The sequence below is a fragment of the Nannocystis punicea genome, assembly GCF_026965555.1.
Lineage (GTDB): Bacteria > Myxococcota_A > Polyangia > Nannocystales > Nannocystaceae > Nannocystis > Nannocystis punicea.
This window is the reverse complement of the sequence record NZ_CP114040.1, coordinates 12,658,990-12,673,215: the sequence shown is the minus strand read 5'-3', so window position 1 is coordinate 12,673,215 and position 14,226 is coordinate 12,658,990. Positions and strand designations below refer to the sequence as shown.

General features: G+C 71.8%; 15 protein-coding genes. 10 read left to right on the top strand and 5 right to left on the bottom strand.

The window, feature by feature from the left end:
• The first annotated feature begins 12 nt into the window (after positions 1-12).
• On the top strand, positions 13-1,653 hold the full coding sequence (gene lysS / locus O0S08_RS48800; protein ID WP_269036422.1) for a lysine--tRNA ligase: 1,641 nt from the start codon (positions 13-15) through the stop codon (positions 1,651-1,653).
• A 128-nt stretch (positions 1,654-1,781) separates the two neighbouring features.
• Here the strand turns inward: lysS and O0S08_RS48795 are convergent, their stop codons facing one another.
• Positions 1,782-2,279 (bottom strand): hypothetical protein, encoded by a 498-nt coding sequence (locus tag O0S08_RS48795; protein WP_269036421.1) that lies wholly within the window; start codon positions 2,277-2,279, stop codon positions 1,782-1,784.
• A 345-nt stretch (positions 2,280-2,624) separates the two neighbouring features.
• Positions 2,625-3,746, bottom strand: a complete 1,122-nt coding sequence (locus O0S08_RS48790) for an LbetaH domain-containing protein (RefSeq protein WP_269036420.1) — start codon at positions 3,744-3,746, stop codon at positions 2,625-2,627.
• A 56-nt stretch (positions 3,747-3,802) separates the two neighbouring features.
• Between O0S08_RS48790 and O0S08_RS48785 the strand changes: the two genes are divergently transcribed.
• The 4 genes from O0S08_RS48785 to O0S08_RS48770 are packed head-to-tail and all read left to right on the top strand — an operon-like array spanning position 3,803 to position 7,243.
• Entirely contained in the window at positions 3,803-4,438 is a 636-nt protein-coding gene (locus O0S08_RS48785; protein WP_269036419.1) for a hypothetical protein, read from the top strand.
• 47 nt (positions 4,439-4,485) lie between these two features.
• Complete coding sequence (gene greB, locus O0S08_RS48780; RefSeq protein WP_269036418.1) at positions 4,486-5,001, top strand: transcription elongation factor GreB; 516 nt, start codon at positions 4,486-4,488, stop codon at positions 4,999-5,001.
• Positions 5,002-5,019: 18 nt separating this feature from the next.
• Positions 5,020-5,841, top strand: coding sequence for an SDR family oxidoreductase (locus O0S08_RS48775; protein WP_269036417.1), 822 nt, complete (start codon positions 5,020-5,022; stop codon positions 5,839-5,841).
• Between the two features lie 13 nt (positions 5,842-5,854).
• Positions 5,855-7,243, top strand: coding sequence for a high affinity choline transporter 1 (locus O0S08_RS48770; protein ID WP_269036416.1), 1,389 nt, complete (start codon positions 5,855-5,857; stop codon positions 7,241-7,243).
• A gap of 392 nt (positions 7,244-7,635) precedes the next feature.
• On the opposite strand, the gene O0S08_RS48765 is transcribed toward O0S08_RS48770, so the two are convergent.
• Positions 7,636-8,277: an OmpA family protein gene (locus O0S08_RS48765; RefSeq protein WP_269036415.1), complete on the bottom strand. Its 642-nt coding sequence runs from the start codon at positions 8,275-8,277 to the stop codon at positions 7,636-7,638.
• A gap of 156 nt (positions 8,278-8,433) precedes the next feature.
• Between O0S08_RS48765 and O0S08_RS48760 the strand changes: the two genes are divergently transcribed.
• Positions 8,434-9,252 carry a TetR/AcrR family transcriptional regulator gene (locus tag O0S08_RS48760; RefSeq protein ID WP_269036414.1) on the top strand — a complete coding sequence of 273 codons (819 nt, stop codon included), beginning with the start codon at positions 8,434-8,436 and terminating at the stop codon, positions 9,250-9,252.
• Between the two features lie 2 nt (positions 9,253-9,254).
• Positions 9,255-9,752, top strand: coding sequence for a methyltransferase family protein (locus O0S08_RS48755; protein ID WP_269036413.1), 498 nt, complete (start codon positions 9,255-9,257; stop codon positions 9,750-9,752).
• 65 nt (positions 9,753-9,817) lie between these two features.
• On the opposite strand, the gene O0S08_RS48750 is transcribed toward O0S08_RS48755, so the two are convergent.
• On the bottom strand, positions 9,818-10,441 hold the full coding sequence (locus tag O0S08_RS48750) for a hypothetical protein (RefSeq protein WP_269036412.1): 624 nt from the start codon (positions 10,439-10,441) through the stop codon (positions 9,818-9,820).
• A 128-nt stretch (positions 10,442-10,569) separates the two neighbouring features.
• On the opposite strand from O0S08_RS48750, the gene O0S08_RS48745 reads away from it, so the two are divergent.
• Positions 10,570-11,349: a GNAT family N-acetyltransferase gene (locus tag O0S08_RS48745; RefSeq protein WP_269036411.1), complete on the top strand. Its 780-nt coding sequence runs from the start codon at positions 10,570-10,572 to the stop codon at positions 11,347-11,349.
• Between the two features lie 251 nt (positions 11,350-11,600).
• Here O0S08_RS48745 and O0S08_RS48740 read toward each other — a convergent pair whose 3' ends face one another.
• Positions 11,601-12,392 carry a coiled-coil domain-containing protein gene (locus O0S08_RS48740; protein WP_269036410.1) on the bottom strand — a complete coding sequence of 264 codons (792 nt, stop codon included), beginning with the start codon at positions 12,390-12,392 and terminating at the stop codon, positions 11,601-11,603.
• Positions 12,393-12,604: 212 nt separating this feature from the next.
• Here O0S08_RS48740 and O0S08_RS48735 point away from each other — a divergent pair, with 212 nt between their 5' ends.
• Complete coding sequence (locus tag O0S08_RS48735) at positions 12,605-13,333, top strand: hypothetical protein (RefSeq protein ID WP_269036409.1); 729 nt, start codon at positions 12,605-12,607, stop codon at positions 13,331-13,333.
• A gap of 632 nt (positions 13,334-13,965) precedes the next feature.
• Positions 13,966-14,121, top strand: a complete 156-nt coding sequence (locus O0S08_RS48730; protein WP_269041922.1) for an NAD(P)-dependent oxidoreductase — start codon at positions 13,966-13,968, stop codon at positions 14,119-14,121.
• Positions 14,122-14,226 lie beyond the last annotated feature (105 nt).

Genomic DNA, 14,226 nt, shown 5'->3' with positions numbered 1-14,226 from the left:
ACCTTTCCCGCCATGGATCCCGCAGCGGGTCACGATTCGTACCTCAACCACTGGGCCGACGCGGCCGCCGCCAAGACCCTCGCCGCGCACCCGGACGTCGCCGTCGTCACCGTCGCCGCCGGCATCACTCCGTCGGGCGTCGTGCACGTCGGCAACTTCCGCGAGGTCATCACCGTCGACCTCGTCGCCCGCGCCCTGCGCGACCGCGGCGCGAACGTCCGCTTCATCTACTCGTGGGACGACTTCGACGTCCTGCGCAAGGTCCCGGCCGACATGCCGAAGCGCGACATGCTGACCGAGAACCTGCGCCGCAGCATCAGCGCCGTGCCCGACCCGTACGGCGAGCACGACAGCTACGCCGGCCACAACATCGCCGCCTTCGAGAAGAGCCTCGCGCCGCTGGGCATCCGCCCCGAGTTCATCCGCCAGTCGCAGCGCTACCGCGCCGGCGCCTACGCCGACGGCATCCGCCTCGCCCTCAAGCACGCCGCCGACATCCGCGCCGTCCTCAACGACGTCCGCGACAAGACCACCGCCAACACCCGCCTCGAGGACGGCTGGCTGCCGCTGTCGGGCTTCTGCGACAACTGCGGCCGCGACACCCTCGCCTTCGCCGTCGTCGACGAGTGGACGGTCCACTACGACTGCAGCGCGTGCAAGCACGCCGCCGACGTCGACCTGCGCAAGGGCGGCAACCTCAAGCTCCCGTGGCGCATCGACTGGCCGATGCGCTGGGCCCACGAGCGCGTCTGCTTCGAGCCCGGCGGCAAGGACCACAGCACCGCCGGCGGCAGCTTCGACACCGCCAAGGACATCGTCCGCGTCGTCTACGGCTGGCAGGCCCCCGAGTACGTCGGCTACGACTTCGTGCGGATCAAGGGCCGCGCCGGCAAGATCTCGAGCTCCAAGGGCGACGTCGTCACGGTCTCCGACTGCCTCGAGATCTACGAGCCCGAGGTGCTGCGCTGGCTGTTCGTCTCGTTCCGCCCCAACACCGAGTTCCAGATCAGCTTCGACCTCGACGTCATCACCCTCTACGAGAACTTCGACCGCACGCGGCGGATCGCCTACGGCGTCGAGCCGGCCAAGGACGCCCAGGCGCGCCTGGTCGCCCAGCGCACCATGCAGCTGGCCAGCGTCGACCACCGGCGGATCGCCGAGGGCGACGTCATGCCGTTCGTGCCCGGCTTCCGCCACCTCAGCATGACGCTGCAGATCTTCGAGGGCGACCTCGACAAGACGGTCGCCTACTACGAGGAGGCGGGCCAGGTCGTCGGCGACGAGTCGCGCCGCCTGACCCGCCAGCGCGCCCGCTGCGTGTGGAACTGGATCTCCGAGTGGGGCCCCGACGAGTTCCGCTACAAGCTCCGCCGCGAGCCCAAGCACCGCGAGCTGACCGCCGACGAGGCCACCTGCCTCGCCCGCCTCGTCGCGCCCCTCCGCGGCCGCGAGGAGGTCCGCGAGGACGACCTCGTCCCGACCATGAAGTCGCTGTGCGAGGGCACCAGCCTCGACAACAAGACCTTCCTCCCGGTCGTCTACGACCTCCTCATCGGCCGCGACAAGGGCCCCAAGCTCACCACGCTGATCACCGCCATCGGCCCCGCCCGCGCGCTGTCGCTGCTGGCCCCGAGCCTGCCCGCAGGGACATGAGCGAACGGGCATGGTCCTCCGGACATGCTCCGAAGGACCTGCCCTCTTTCACCGCCGAGCGTCGCCCGCCGAGGCGCGCTCCCGATGGTCGTGAGCCACCAGCCGCATCCAGGCCCGCCGACTGCTCGTCACCGCCGAGCGTCGCCCGCCAGCCGCGTCCAGGCCGCCAGCGCCTTCACGCCGGCGAAGCCCACGCAGCCCAGCCGCACCGCGTTGAGCGCCAGCCACTGGATCGCCAGGGCTCGCACGAGCTCGTCCGCCAGCGGCGCCGGGTCGAACAGCCGCAGGTTGATCCCCGGCACGATGGCCGCCGAGACCGCCCAGCCGCCCGCGAGCCCCAGCACCGCGGCCCGCAGGTCCCCCGCGACCTCCGGCGCCTCCGCCCGCGCCCGCCGCCACGCGAACACCAGCGCCAGCGTCGCCAGCGGCCCCAGCGGCAAGTAGTACTGCACCGGCGTCATCTCCGTGAAGAACCCGAGCCAGTGCCCGCGCTTGACCGGCGCCTCGACGAGGAAGTTCGGCATCATCACGACCTCCTCGTAGAGGTTGCCGAAGAACCACCACGCCGCCCCGAACAGCCCGAACCCCACCAGGACCCGCAGCCCACGACTCGGTCGCTCGTGCATACCCGAGCATACGGCCGACACGGCCTCGGCGCCTTCGGACATGTCCCAAAGTTAACCTCGCGGCTCGACCCTGCGCGACGTCCTCCTCGCAGCACTGACGCGTGGCCCTGTCGTCGGCGATGAGCCCCGCCCCGGCGAACATCACGGCCTCGACCCCGCGCGACCACTCCGCCACGCGGCGCGACACGTCCTCCGCCAGCCCACGGACGTGCTGCGGCCCTCGCAGCGCGGGCGCTCACGCCTGCTTCGAGCTGCCGGCGACCCTCCACGCAGCGCGACAAGGCCTCCCCCAGCCCACGGACGCGCTGCGGCCCGCGCAGCGCCGACGCTCGGTCCAGCCGCGAGCTACGCGTCCGCCCCGGCGATCACGCCCGCCTCGACCGCGCGCAACCAGTCCACGCAGCGCGACACGTCCTTCTCCGCCAACCCGCGGACCCACTCCACGTGATCGACGTACGGCTCGTCCGCCGCGATCGCCAGCGGGCACGCCAGCTCCGGCGCAGTGAGCGTCGGCGCCCCCCTCCCGCGCTCCTTCAAAAATGCCGCCAGCCGCTTCTCACGCTCGGCGATGCACAGCGTGAGCGTCTCGCTCGCCGCCGACAGCACCTCGCGGACATCGGCGCGCGAGCCCGGCACCCGCGCCAGCCGCACCTGGCGGTACCAGGCCAGCAGCGCGCGCAGCTGGCCGATGTAGCGGACCTGCCGGCGCGCCCGCGGCTCGGCGGCGTCGAGGAAGTCGGGCGCGAACGCCTGGTCGACCGCGCGCGGCGGCTGCACCACCAACCTGTCCTCGGGGACATCTTTGCGCAGCACCTGGCCCGCGCCGACGATCGCGCCGAAGCCGACCTCGCGCGGCCCGACCATCCCGCCCGCGCCGCCGAGGAAGATCCGCCGCTCGCGCAGGAGCACCCCGCGGGGCACGTCGCCGACCAGCGACGCGGTCGCCTTGTCGCCGCGCACGCCCCACGGCGTGAAGTTGAAGTGAATGAACCCGCTGCCGACCTCGGAGTGATCCTCGCGCGAGGTCCCGCCGGCGAGCAGCGCGTCGCAGAAGTTGATCAGCGATCCCAGAGTCCCGAAGCTCAGCACGATCGTGTGCTTGAGCCCGACCGCGTGGGCAGTGCTGGCCTCCTCCTCGAGCAGCGTCCCCTCGCGCAGGTGCGCCGCCGACCCGGCCGAGGCCCCGCGCAGCAGCACCGCGCCGGCCGCGTAGCCGCCGTCGATGCGCGCGCGTTCGCCGAGCACGCAGTCGACCGCGACCACCGGCCCCTCACGCCCGAGCTCGGCGCCGGGGCCGAGAAAAGTGCGCGCGCCCTGCAGCCGCGTCCCCGGGTGGAGCACGACCCCTGCGTGGATCCGCTCGACGCGCACTTCGGGCGCCACGTAGGTCTGGCGCGGGTCGATGATCTGGACCCCACGCCCTGCGAGCGCTGAAAGCCGCGCCTCGATCGCTGCGACGTCCGTCATGGCCGCGCCTTCTACCACGCGCCGCGAGCGCAGAGATCGGGTACGCTTCGAGGGCGATGAACGCGGGACCTGGCCTTTCGGAACAGGAGCTGCGCGAGGCGGCAGCGGAGGCGGGGATCTCGCCGGAGGAGCTCCGCCGGGCGCTGGTCGAGCGCAACGGCCCACAGCCCACCGGCAAGGCCCTGGTGCGGCGCAGCGAGGGCGCCGAGGCGGCCCAGTACAGCGCGGAGACGCGGCTCGAGGTGCCGCCCGAACAGGCGCTCGACGTCGTGCGGCGCGCCTTCGCCAAGCAGGTCGGTCACACCGGCCACCGCCAGGGCCCGAGCCGCGCCGACATCGTCGATGAAGGCGCGGGCGTGGTCTACAAGATCCACGCCGAGAACGACGGCCAGGGCGGCGCCCTCGTCAAGGTCGACGTCGACGCCGGCGCCGGCCGCAGCAACCTCGCCCTCGGCGGCTTCATCCTCGGCGGCTTCTCGCTCGGCATCACGGCCTTCGGCGCGCTGCTCGCCCCGCTCATCATGTGGGCCGGCATCACTCTCGGGGTGGTCGGCGCCGCCGCCCTCTTCCTCGCCGCCGCCCGCCTCGGCCAGGGCCGCAAGCGGGCCGAGCTGATCGTCGCCCAGGCCCTCGTCGAGGCCGAGGAGGCGCCCGCGCTTTCGGGCCCGCCGCGGGCCCTCCGCCCGGGTTGAGGAATCGGGGTTGACCTCGGGCCGCTCGCGCGGCCATCGTCAGGCCCATGGCGAATGACGCGCCCGAGGGCGAGCGCCCCAAAGCGCCGCATTACATCACCGCTGACGGAATGAAGAAGCTGCGCGACGAGCTCGACCACCTGTGGAAGGTCGAGCGGCCGCGGGTCACCAGCGAGGTCTCGGCCGCGGCTGCTCTTGGGGACAGGTCGGAGAACGCCGAGTACATCTACGGCAAGCGCCGCCTGCGGGAGATCGATCGCCGCCTCGAGTTCCTGGCCAAGCGGATCGAGTCGCTGACCGTGTTTCATGTGCCGGCGCGCGCCCCCGAGAAGGTCACCTTCGGCGTGTGGGTCACGCTCGAGGACGAGGACGGCAACGTCGTCCACTACCAGCTGGTGGGCCCCGACGAGTTCGACGTCGAGGCCGGCAAGATCAGCGTCGCCTCCCCGGTCGCGCGGGCCCTCCTGGGCAAGGAGGTCGACGACGAGGCCACCGTCGAGCGCCCGCGCGGCAGCCTCACTTTCACGATCACCGCCATCTCTTACCAGCCGCCCCGCACCTGACTCTTCCCGCGAGAAATCATGAGCACCCTGCAAGGCAAGACCCTCTTCATCACCGGTGCCAGCCGCGGCATCGGCCTCGCCATCGGCGTCCGCGCCGCCCGTGACGGCGCCAACGTCGTCATCGCCGCCAAGACGGCCGACCCGCACCCCAAGCTGGAAGGCACGATCTACACCGCCGCCGCCGCCGTCGAGGCCGCCGGCGGCAAGGCCTTGCCGCTCGTGTGCGACATCCGCAGCGACGAGCAGGTGTACGGGGCCGTCGAGCGCGCGGTCAAGCAGTTCGGCGGCGTCGACATCCTCATCAACAACGCCAGCGCGATCAGCCTCACCGGCACCCTCGACACGCCGATGAAGCGCTACGACCTGATGCACCAGATCAACACGCGCGGCACCTTCCTGTGCTCGCAGGCCTGCATCCCGCACCTCAAGCAGGCCTCGAACCCGCACATCCTCAACCTCGCCCCGCCGCTGTCGATGAAGGCGCAGTGGTTCAAGCCGCACGTCGCCTACACCATGGCCAAGTACGGCATGAGCATGTGCGTCCTCGGCATGGCCGCCGAGTTCGCCGAGGACGGCATCGCCGTCAACGCCCTGTGGCCGCGCACCACCATCGCCACCGCCGCCGTCAACATGCTCGGCGGCGAGATGATGATGTCGGTCAGCCGCAAGCCCGACATCATGTCCGACGCCGCCTATCACATCTTGACCCGGCCGAGCCGCGCCTGCACCGGCAACTTCTTCATCGACGAGGATCTTCTGCGCAGCGCCGGCGTCACCGACCTCGAGCACTACTCCGTGACCCCCGGCGCCGAGCTGGCCCCCGACTTCTTCGTCGACTGAGCCCCGCCACGCGTTGCTGATCGCCGGCGTCATCGCCTACGTCCTCGCCCAGCTCGCGCTCGGCCTGTGGATGGCCCGGCGCGTGCGCAGCCAGGACGACTTTCTGCTGGCCGGGCGCGACGTCGGCTACGTCCTCGCCACCTTCACGATCTTCGCCACCTGGTTCGGCGCCGAGACCTGCATCGGCGCCGCCGGCCAGATCGCCGAGCACGGCCTCGGCGGCGGCTCGGCCGACCCGTTCGGCTACGCCCTGTGCCTGCTGCTCATGGGCACCCTGTTCGCGGCCGCCCTGTGGCGCCGCGGGATCGCCACGATCGCCGACCTCATGCGCCAGCGCTACTCGCCCGCGGTCGAGCGGGTCACCGCGCTGCTCGTCGCGCCCACCTCGTTCCTGTGGGCCGGGGCCCAGATCCGCGCTTTCGGACAGGTCCTTTCAGCCAGCACGGGCATGAACATCGAGGTCGCCATCGCCCTGGCCGCCGGCACCGTCGTCGCCTACGCCTCGGCCGGCGGCCTCATGGCCGGCGTCGTCACCGACCTCGTCCAGGGCATCGCCCTCGTCATCGGCCTCGGCCTGCTCGGCTGGGCCGTCGTCGACGCCGCCGGCGGCCTCGGCCCCGCGCTCGCGAGCGTCGATCCGTCGCGCCTGTCCTTCGGGTCATCTTCCACCTCGCTGATCGAGACCCTCGACGCCTGGGCGATCCCGATCTTCGGCTCGCTCGCAGCGCAGGAGCTGATCGTCCGCGTGCTCGCCTGTCGCACGCCGGCGATCGCCCGGCGCAGCACCTTGCTCGGCGGCAGCCTCTACCTGCTCGTCGGCCTGATCCCCGTGCTCGTCGGCCTCGTCGGCGTCGGCTTCGTCGGCCCGCTCGAGCATTCCGAGCAGATCCTCCCCGCCGTCGCCGCGCAGCTGCTCGGCCCCGCCGCCTACGTCCTGTTCATCGGCGCCCTGATCTCCGCGATCCTCTCCACCGTCGACGGCGCCCTCCTGGCGGTCTCCTCGGTGGTCGCGCGCAACCTGGTCGAGCCGATGCGCCCCGGCATGACCGACCGCCAGCGCCTGCAGGTCTCGCGCCTGTGCACCCTCGTGTTCGGCGTCCTCGCCTACCTCGTCGGCCGCGCCGCCGACGGCGTGCACGACCTCGTCGAGGACGCCTCCGGCTTCACCGGCGGCGGCCTCGTCGTCGTCTTCACCTTCGCCCTGTGGAGCCGCTTCGGCGGCCCGAACAGCGCCCTCGCCGCCATCTTCGTCGGCCTCGTCCTGTGGCTGCTCGGCCGCTACCTGGGCCTCACCCCCGCCCCGTTCCTCGCCTCGATGCTGGCGGCCCTGGTCGTCTACGTCGCCGTCGCCCTGCTCGAGCGCGCAGGAACTTCAGGACATGTCCGAACGGACATTTCCTGAAGGCCATGTCGAAAACACCACCCACTTCCCGGGCGCCCCGTCCCTCGTCTCGGTGCTGACGGCTCTGCGCGTATACATCGCCGTCGCCCTGCCGAACGCGCCCGTGCCGCTTCAAGACATGTCCAAAGAGACATGCCCTGAAGGACACGACCCACTTCACCATCCGCATCGCGACCGCTCCCTCTTTGCCTCGATGCCGGCCGCTGATCGGCCGCGTCGTCGAGCGCGCCAGCCATCCTTCAGCGCATGCTCAACGGGCACGCCCAGAAGGGCACGCCTCACTCCACCATCCGCGTCGCAACCGCGCCCTCTTTGCCGCGATGCCGGCCGCCTGGTCGTCCACGTCGTCGCTCTCGTCGAGCGCGCCAGCCATCCTTCAGCACATGCTCAACTCACTCCACCACCACCCGCATCTCGAACCGCTGCGGCCCGTCGCACGGCCCCCGGCAGCAGTACGACTCGGTCGTGCCCGCTCCGCGCGCCGTCAACCGCTCGCGGGCCACCCCCAGGCGCACCAGCTCGTCCACCACCGCCTCGGCCCGCCGCTGCGTCAGCTCCAGCTCGACCTCCCGGCTGCGCATCGTCCTGCTGTGCGCCGAGACCTCGATCTCGACGTCCGGATACTTCCCGAGGATCTCCGCGTAGCCCTCGAGCCAGCGCAGCGCCTTGCGACTCAGCCTCGCGGTGTTGCCTGCGAAGCTCGGCTCGGCCTGCATCTCGCCGACATGGACCAACTCCATGGGCATGACGTCCTCGCAGCCGTCGCGATCCTGGAAGCCGTTGCGATTCTCGGCCTGCGTGGGGCAGCGGTCGTCGCCGTCGGCGATCCCGTCGCCGTCAGCGTCGACGGGAGCTCGCGGCCCAACCCCGAGCTCTTCCGGACAGCCCTCGTCTCCGTCCATCGACCCGCCCCGCAGGATCAACTTCGCTGGCGCCTCGCGAGCCACGACCCCCGCCTCTTCGACCGCCACCTCCTCGACTCGCCCGCAGCCCACGACGGCGACGAACAGCAATCCGACAGCGCGACCGACCATCCCTCGCAGTCTCGCAGATCCCGCAACAGCCGTCCCAGCAGCGCGAAATCGCCCACCATCGACCTCTGCGCTTTTTCGCTCATCCCTGGAGACCCCCCCTTAAAATTCGCTTGAACCCGCGTGCATGGAACTCGAAATCATGCATCATTATGCAAGATGTCAGATGCCAAAGAGCCCGCGATTTCGCCCTCGCTCGTGCGGGCCACCATCGAGGCCGCCGAGCAACGCGGCGAAGCGATCGCCGACGTCCCGCTGACGGCGATCGCCGCCGCCGCCGGCATCTCGCGCAGCACCTTGTTGCGGCGGATCGGCGGCTCCCGGCGCTTGCTCGACGAGGCAGTGCAGGCCGCGGGCATCGACCTCGGTGGTCGCCAGCCCGTGCGCGCGCGAGCGGTCGTCGCCGGCGCGCAGAAGATCAGCGAGGCCGGCATCGCCGCGCTCACCCTCGAGTCCGTCGCCGACGCCGCCGGCTGCTCGGTGCACAGTCTCTACGTCACCTTCGGCGGCCGCGACGGCCTGCTCGCCGCCATCTTCGAGCGCTACAGCCCGCTCCTCGACCTCGAGGATCTCACCGCCGACGCCCCCGGCGACCTGCGGGCCACGGTGCGCGCGATCTACCGCGCCCTGGTCGCCAACCTCGAGCGCGAGCCGCGAGTGACCCCCGCGCTGCTGGCCGACCTCTTCAGCCGCCCCGACGGCCCCGCCAGCCAGATCTTCCAGCGCTTCTTCCCGCGCCTGCTGGCCAGCCTCGGAGCCTGGCTTTTAAAACATGTCCAAGCAGGCAGGCTCCGCCCGCTACCGCTGCCGCTGCTCCTGCAACAGCTCTTCGGCCCGCTCGCCGTCCACATGCTCGTCCGTCCCGCGTGGGGTCGGGCCCTCGGCGACCAGCTCCCCGACGTGGACACCGCCTGCGAGCTCTTCACCGACACCTTCCTCCGCGCGGTCGCCGTCCCCAACCCCGAGAGTGAGGCATGATCATGCGTAGATCCGTCGCCGCAGTCGGCAGCACCGTGTTCTTCTTCGTCGGCCCCGGCACGGTCGCCGGCCTCGTGCCCTGGCTGCTCACCCGCTGGCACATGCGCGAGCTGCCGCTGTGGGCGCCCATGCGCTTGCTCGGCGCCGCCATGATCGCGGCCGCCCTGGTCGTCATCCTCCAGGCGTTCGTGCGCTTCGTCGTCGAGGGCTTCGGCACCCCGGTTCCCGTCGCCGCCCCCGATCGCCTGGTCGTCGGCGGCATCTACCGCCACGTCCGCAACCCGATGTACGTCGCCCTGCTCACCGCGATCCTCGGCCAGGCGCTGCTGCTCGCCCAGCCCGTGCTGCTGCTGTGGGCCCTCGCCGTCTGGCTGGCGTTCTCGACCTTCGTCCGCCTCTACGAGGAACCTGTCCTCGCGCGCAGGTTCGGCGAGTCCTACGCGACCTACCGCCGCAACGTCCCCGCCTGGTGGCCCCGCCTGTCGCCCTGGCGCGGCTGACCAAGCCACTGCTTACAACATGCTCTTTACGACATGTCCCCATGGACACTTCGTGAGACGCACCTTCACGCGCCCGGGAAGCCCGGATCGCACAGGCACGCGCACTCCGGCGGCCCCTCCAGCAGCTGCTGTTCGAAGTCGAATACGCACGCCTGGCCCGGGTCCGGCGGCCCCAGGCACCACCGGGCGAAGCCGACGCTGACGACCTCGTTCTCGCCGACGATGAACCCGCCGCCGAAGCCCTCCGGCCCGCACGGCGACAGCTCCGCGCAGCCCTCCTCCTGGCAGGGGACGAACGCGCACTGGCCCCGTGGGTCGCCGAACTCACATGTCCCATCGACCAGGCGCGTCGGGAACCACGCGACCCACACGCAGCTGCCGCCGTCGAGCTGCAGCCCGTTGCAGCTCGCGCGGTCGGCCTGGCTCGCGCACTGCTGCTCCGCGTCCGCCGGCGGCCCGTCGCCGCAGACCCCGCCCGCGCCGGTCGTACCGCCGGAGCTCTCGCTCTCGCCGCCAGTCCCCGTGCCGCCGGTCGGCACCGTACCGGTCGGCTCGGCGACCGTCGTCGACGACGTGCCCGCCGTCGAGCCCGTCGAGCTCTCGGTGCTATCGTTCTTCTCCGGCCCGCACGCGCTCAGCATCACCACCAGCGCCCCCGCCCACCGTCGCCTCGTCCGCCACGACTTCATTCCGCCATCTTATCCCCGACCACCGGCCGTCCCGCACGCCCCCACCCGCGAACGCCGTCATCCCCGGCCTGGGGCCGCCCGCCCGCAGCGCGTCGCCAACCGCGGTCCGCATCGATTACCCTGCGCGCATGCTCGCCGGCTTCACCCGCGACGAAGTCCTGCACGAGGCGCTCGTCTCGCTCCGCCAGGCCCGGGTCGGCTGCGCCGACACCCAGGTCTACGCGCGCCCCGACTGGTATCAAATTCTCACCCCCTCGTTCCGCGAGGGCGGCTTCAACGAAGTCTCGTTCGCCCGCCTCGGCGACCACGAGGTCGAGTCGGTCATCGACGCCACCTTCGCCCAGTACGCCGCGCAGGGCCTCCGCTTCCGCTGGACCGTCACCCCCGACTGTCGCCCGCTCGACCTCGCCGAGCGGCTCGCGCGTCGCGGCCTCCGCAGCGAGCGCGTCGTCGTCATGGCCGCCGCGATCGACGCCTTGCAGGTCCCCGAGGTCGAGGGCGTCGTCGTCGAGCCCGTCGGCCCGCACAACGTCGAAGTCCACGCCGAGGTCACCGGTCGCGGCTGGAACGTCGACCCCGCCCCGCTCCTCGCCTATCAGCACTCCGTCCTCGCCGACCCGACCGACGACCGCAACCACTTCTTCCTCGCCCGCCGCCACGGCGAGCCGATCGGCATCGGCAACTACACCGCCCTGCCGCGCTCGGCCTTCCTCATCGGCGCCGTCGTCCTCCCCGAGCACCGCTCGCACGGCGTCTACCGCTCGCTCCTGGCCGCCCGGGCCCGTCACGCCGCCGCCCGCGGCCTGAAGCTCGTCACCACCCACGCCCGCACCACCACCTCCGCCCCGATCCTCGCCCGCCTCGGCTTCGTCCCCGTCGTCGAGCTGCCGGTCTTCTTCAACCGGTGATCATTACTGGCCGATGCGACATGTTCGTCTGAACATGTTCAAATCACAGTGTCATCGAAGACATGTTCCATCGGACATATATGTATTGACCGCGCCATCTTCGCTTGCGTCAGCAGCGCGAGGGCAACGCCTTACGGTTCCGACGATGATCCTCGCTCGCCGCGGAGCCGCCGCCCAGACCTCGAGATCGTCGCCGCTCGCCACCGCCTCGTCCGCGGCCCGCCTGTGAGGACGCGTCTCGGCCCGCCGCCTCAACCGCCGAGCCGCCGCCGCAGGAACAGCGCCGCGCCGAGCGCAGCGCCGCCGACGACCCCGGCGATCGTCCGCCGCTGTCGCCGGCGCTCGTCGCTGCGGAACGACTCGCGGGCCTCTTCCAGCTGGCGGCGCGTGTCCGCGTGCGCGGCTGTCTCTTCGGCCAGGGCCCGCTTCGCCGCCGCCGCGCGCTCGCCGAGCAGCGCCAGCTCCTTCGCCTGCGCCTCGCAGCGTTGCTGCGCCTCGAGCAGCACGGTCTGGTCGGCCGTCAGCTTCAGACGCAGCTCGCTCGCCTCGGCCACCGCGCGCTCGGCCTGGGCCTGCAGGTTCGCCAGCTCTTGCCCCGCCTTCGCGCGCCCGCTCTCGAGCATCTCGGTCCGCTCGCGCGTCGCCCGGTGATTCGTGCGCTCGGCCTCCAGCTCGCGGCGGGTGTCCTCCAGCTCGCGCGTCGCCTTGTCGGCGCGCTCGCGCTGGCGCCCCGTCTCGCGGCGCGCGTCGGCCAGCTCCGTCTGCAGCGTCGCCGCCCGGCTCTCGATCATGTCGTGCGACCCGCGGGTCTGCGCGTGCGCCTGCGCCTCCGCGTCGAGCCGTCGCCGCGCCTCGGCCAGATCGCCGCGCAGACCGCCGCGCTCGTGGTCCCACGCCTCGCGCTGCGAGCGTTCGCGCTCGAGCGACTCGCGGGTCGCGAACAGCTCGGCGTTCAGCTCCGCCAGCCGTCGCTCGGCGTCGGCGAGGGCCGCCTCCGCGGCGTGGACCTGGGCATCGCTCGGGGCGGACTCGGACGTCGGCATGGCCTCCGCATTATGCACCGTTCGCCGCCTCGCTCCGCCCATCTCCTCGTCCGGCCGCGCGCGCGCCGACGCGCCCCTCCCGCGAGCGCGGACCTCCCCGCCTCGCAGCGCGCGCCTGCGGTCGCTCGCCCGCGGCCTGCAGCGAGCTCGACCTTTCCCAAAGGACAGCCGCGGCGAGCCGCGTTCGCCGGCCGATCTCTTACGATGGACCCATGCGCATCCTCTACCTTTCGCTCCTCCTCGGTGCGGCGGCGTGCCAGATCATCGGCGACCCCAAGGACCCCGGCGACGACAGCGACAGCGACGCCTCGACCGCGACACCCGACGACACCACCACCACCACCGCGGCCACGGACACCACGAGCGAGGGCAGCACCACGGAGGCGCTCCCGACCACCGGCGACGCCACCAGCGGCCTCGACTGCGAGGGCCTCGACGAGCTCACCTGCGGCTCCACCTCCGGCTGTCGCGCCATCCTCGGCACCCCGTTCGAGTTCCCCGGCTGCACTCCCTTGCCCGCGTACCTCGGGTGCATCGTCCAGACCGACTGCGGCGCGATGCCCACCACCGCCTGTCGCCCCGACAGCCTCGAGGTCTACCTCCTCGCGGACACTTGCATCCCGCCCGACCTCGAGCCTTTCACCACCATGCTCACCCTGTGCGGCGAGGCCTGCCTCGGCTTCGACGAGGCCACGTGTGTCACCGACCCCAACTGCAGCCCGCACTTCGGCGCCCCGCACGTCGAGCAGGACCAGATGGTCTGCGCCGACTTCGGCGACCCGCAGTTCCTCACCTGCGACAAGCAGCACGACCCCTGTCCGCCGACCGTCGTCACCGTCTGTCCGATCGGCCAGCCGGACCTCGCCTTCGACGTCGCCTCGGGCTGCGTGCCCCCGGGCTTCGAGACCTGCATGGACGGCCCCGCCCCCGAGTGCCCGTGACCGCGCCGCGAACTCGCGCGCGCCGACCTCCGATAAACCCATCCAACCTCGTCGAGGCTGCGCAGCTCTCGCCTCTCCCGCTCTGTAGCCCGAGCGGACGATGCGGCTCGATCAAACATGTCCTCGGAGACATCTTATGTGCTGGATCGACATGTCCTCGAGGACACATCGGCCACCCGGCCCGAAGCGGCTCACGCTCGGAAGGCAGCTCGCTCGCCTGAACGACGCGCCTGGCCTGCGGGCCGTCGGCACGCGGCAGCGGCCCGGTGCCCGCGCTCGAGCGCGTCTTCGGCCTCGAGGCGCCATGCAGGTCCCCGCCGACATCCTCGTCGAGGCGCGGCCGATCGCCAACATCTGCTCGGCCCGCGCCGGCGACTCCTTGGAGGCGACGGAGCTGCGTCGCTCTCCCGCTCGCCACGGCCACGCCCGAGCGCGCGCTTGAAGCCCTCGATCACCCTGGGCGCGTTGCCGAGGCGCTGATCGTACAGGTTGGCCAGGCGCATCAGCAGGGTGCGCTGCAGTTCGCCCGGTGCGCGCTCGCTCGATCGGGCGTGTGTTCCGCTCGCCCCGGTCACGCGCGGCCAGCTCGATCGCCGCGTGCTCGGTTTGCTCCGGGCGCCGACTCCTTGAGCGTGCTCAGCCGGGCGGCCTCTTTCGACGAGGACGCGCTGGTCGAACAGCTGCAGCGCGGCGTGCTGCGGCGTGCGTCGCTCGACGTCACGGAGCCCGAGCCATCGCCCGCGGACTCCGCGCTGTGGTCCGCAGCGAACTCGCTGCTCACGCCGTAGCTGGCTTCGCAGTGGCACCGCGCGTCTCGTCGGGTCGATCCGCGCGTCACGACCGCGGCCAGCCGTCGCTCGACGTCGTCGATCGCGCGTGGGGCTACTCGTCGG

Excerpts from the sequence above, each read along its gene's own strand:
- lysS (WP_269036422.1), top strand. The coding sequence starts at position 13 with ATGGATCCCGCAGCGGGTCACGATTCGTACCTCAACCACTGGGCCGAC.
- O0S08_RS48795 (WP_269036421.1), bottom strand. The coding sequence starts at position 2,279 with ATGCACGAGCGACCGAGTCGTGGGCTGCGGGTCCTGGTGGGGTTCGGG.
- O0S08_RS48790 (WP_269036420.1), bottom strand. The coding sequence starts at position 3,746 with ATGACGGACGTCGCAGCGATCGAGGCGCGGCTTTCAGCGCTCGCAGGG.
- O0S08_RS48785 (WP_269036419.1), top strand. The coding sequence starts at position 3,803 with ATGAACGCGGGACCTGGCCTTTCGGAACAGGAGCTGCGCGAGGCGGCA.
- greB (WP_269036418.1), top strand. The coding sequence starts at position 4,486 with ATGGCGAATGACGCGCCCGAGGGCGAGCGCCCCAAAGCGCCGCATTAC.
- O0S08_RS48775 (WP_269036417.1), top strand. The coding sequence starts at position 5,020 with ATGAGCACCCTGCAAGGCAAGACCCTCTTCATCACCGGTGCCAGCCGC.
- O0S08_RS48765 (WP_269036415.1), bottom strand. The coding sequence starts at position 8,277 with ATGGTCGGTCGCGCTGTCGGATTGCTGTTCGTCGCCGTCGTGGGCTGC.
- O0S08_RS48760 (WP_269036414.1), top strand. The coding sequence starts at position 8,434 with ATGTCAGATGCCAAAGAGCCCGCGATTTCGCCCTCGCTCGTGCGGGCC.
- O0S08_RS48755 (WP_269036413.1), top strand. The coding sequence starts at position 9,255 with ATGCGTAGATCCGTCGCCGCAGTCGGCAGCACCGTGTTCTTCTTCGTC.
- O0S08_RS48750 (WP_269036412.1), bottom strand. The coding sequence starts at position 10,441 with ATGAAGTCGTGGCGGACGAGGCGACGGTGGGCGGGGGCGCTGGTGGTG.
- O0S08_RS48745 (WP_269036411.1), top strand. The coding sequence starts at position 10,570 with ATGCTCGCCGGCTTCACCCGCGACGAAGTCCTGCACGAGGCGCTCGTC.
- O0S08_RS48740 (WP_269036410.1), bottom strand. The coding sequence starts at position 12,392 with ATGCCGACGTCCGAGTCCGCCCCGAGCGATGCCCAGGTCCACGCCGCG.
- O0S08_RS48735 (WP_269036409.1), top strand. The coding sequence starts at position 12,605 with ATGCGCATCCTCTACCTTTCGCTCCTCCTCGGTGCGGCGGCGTGCCAG.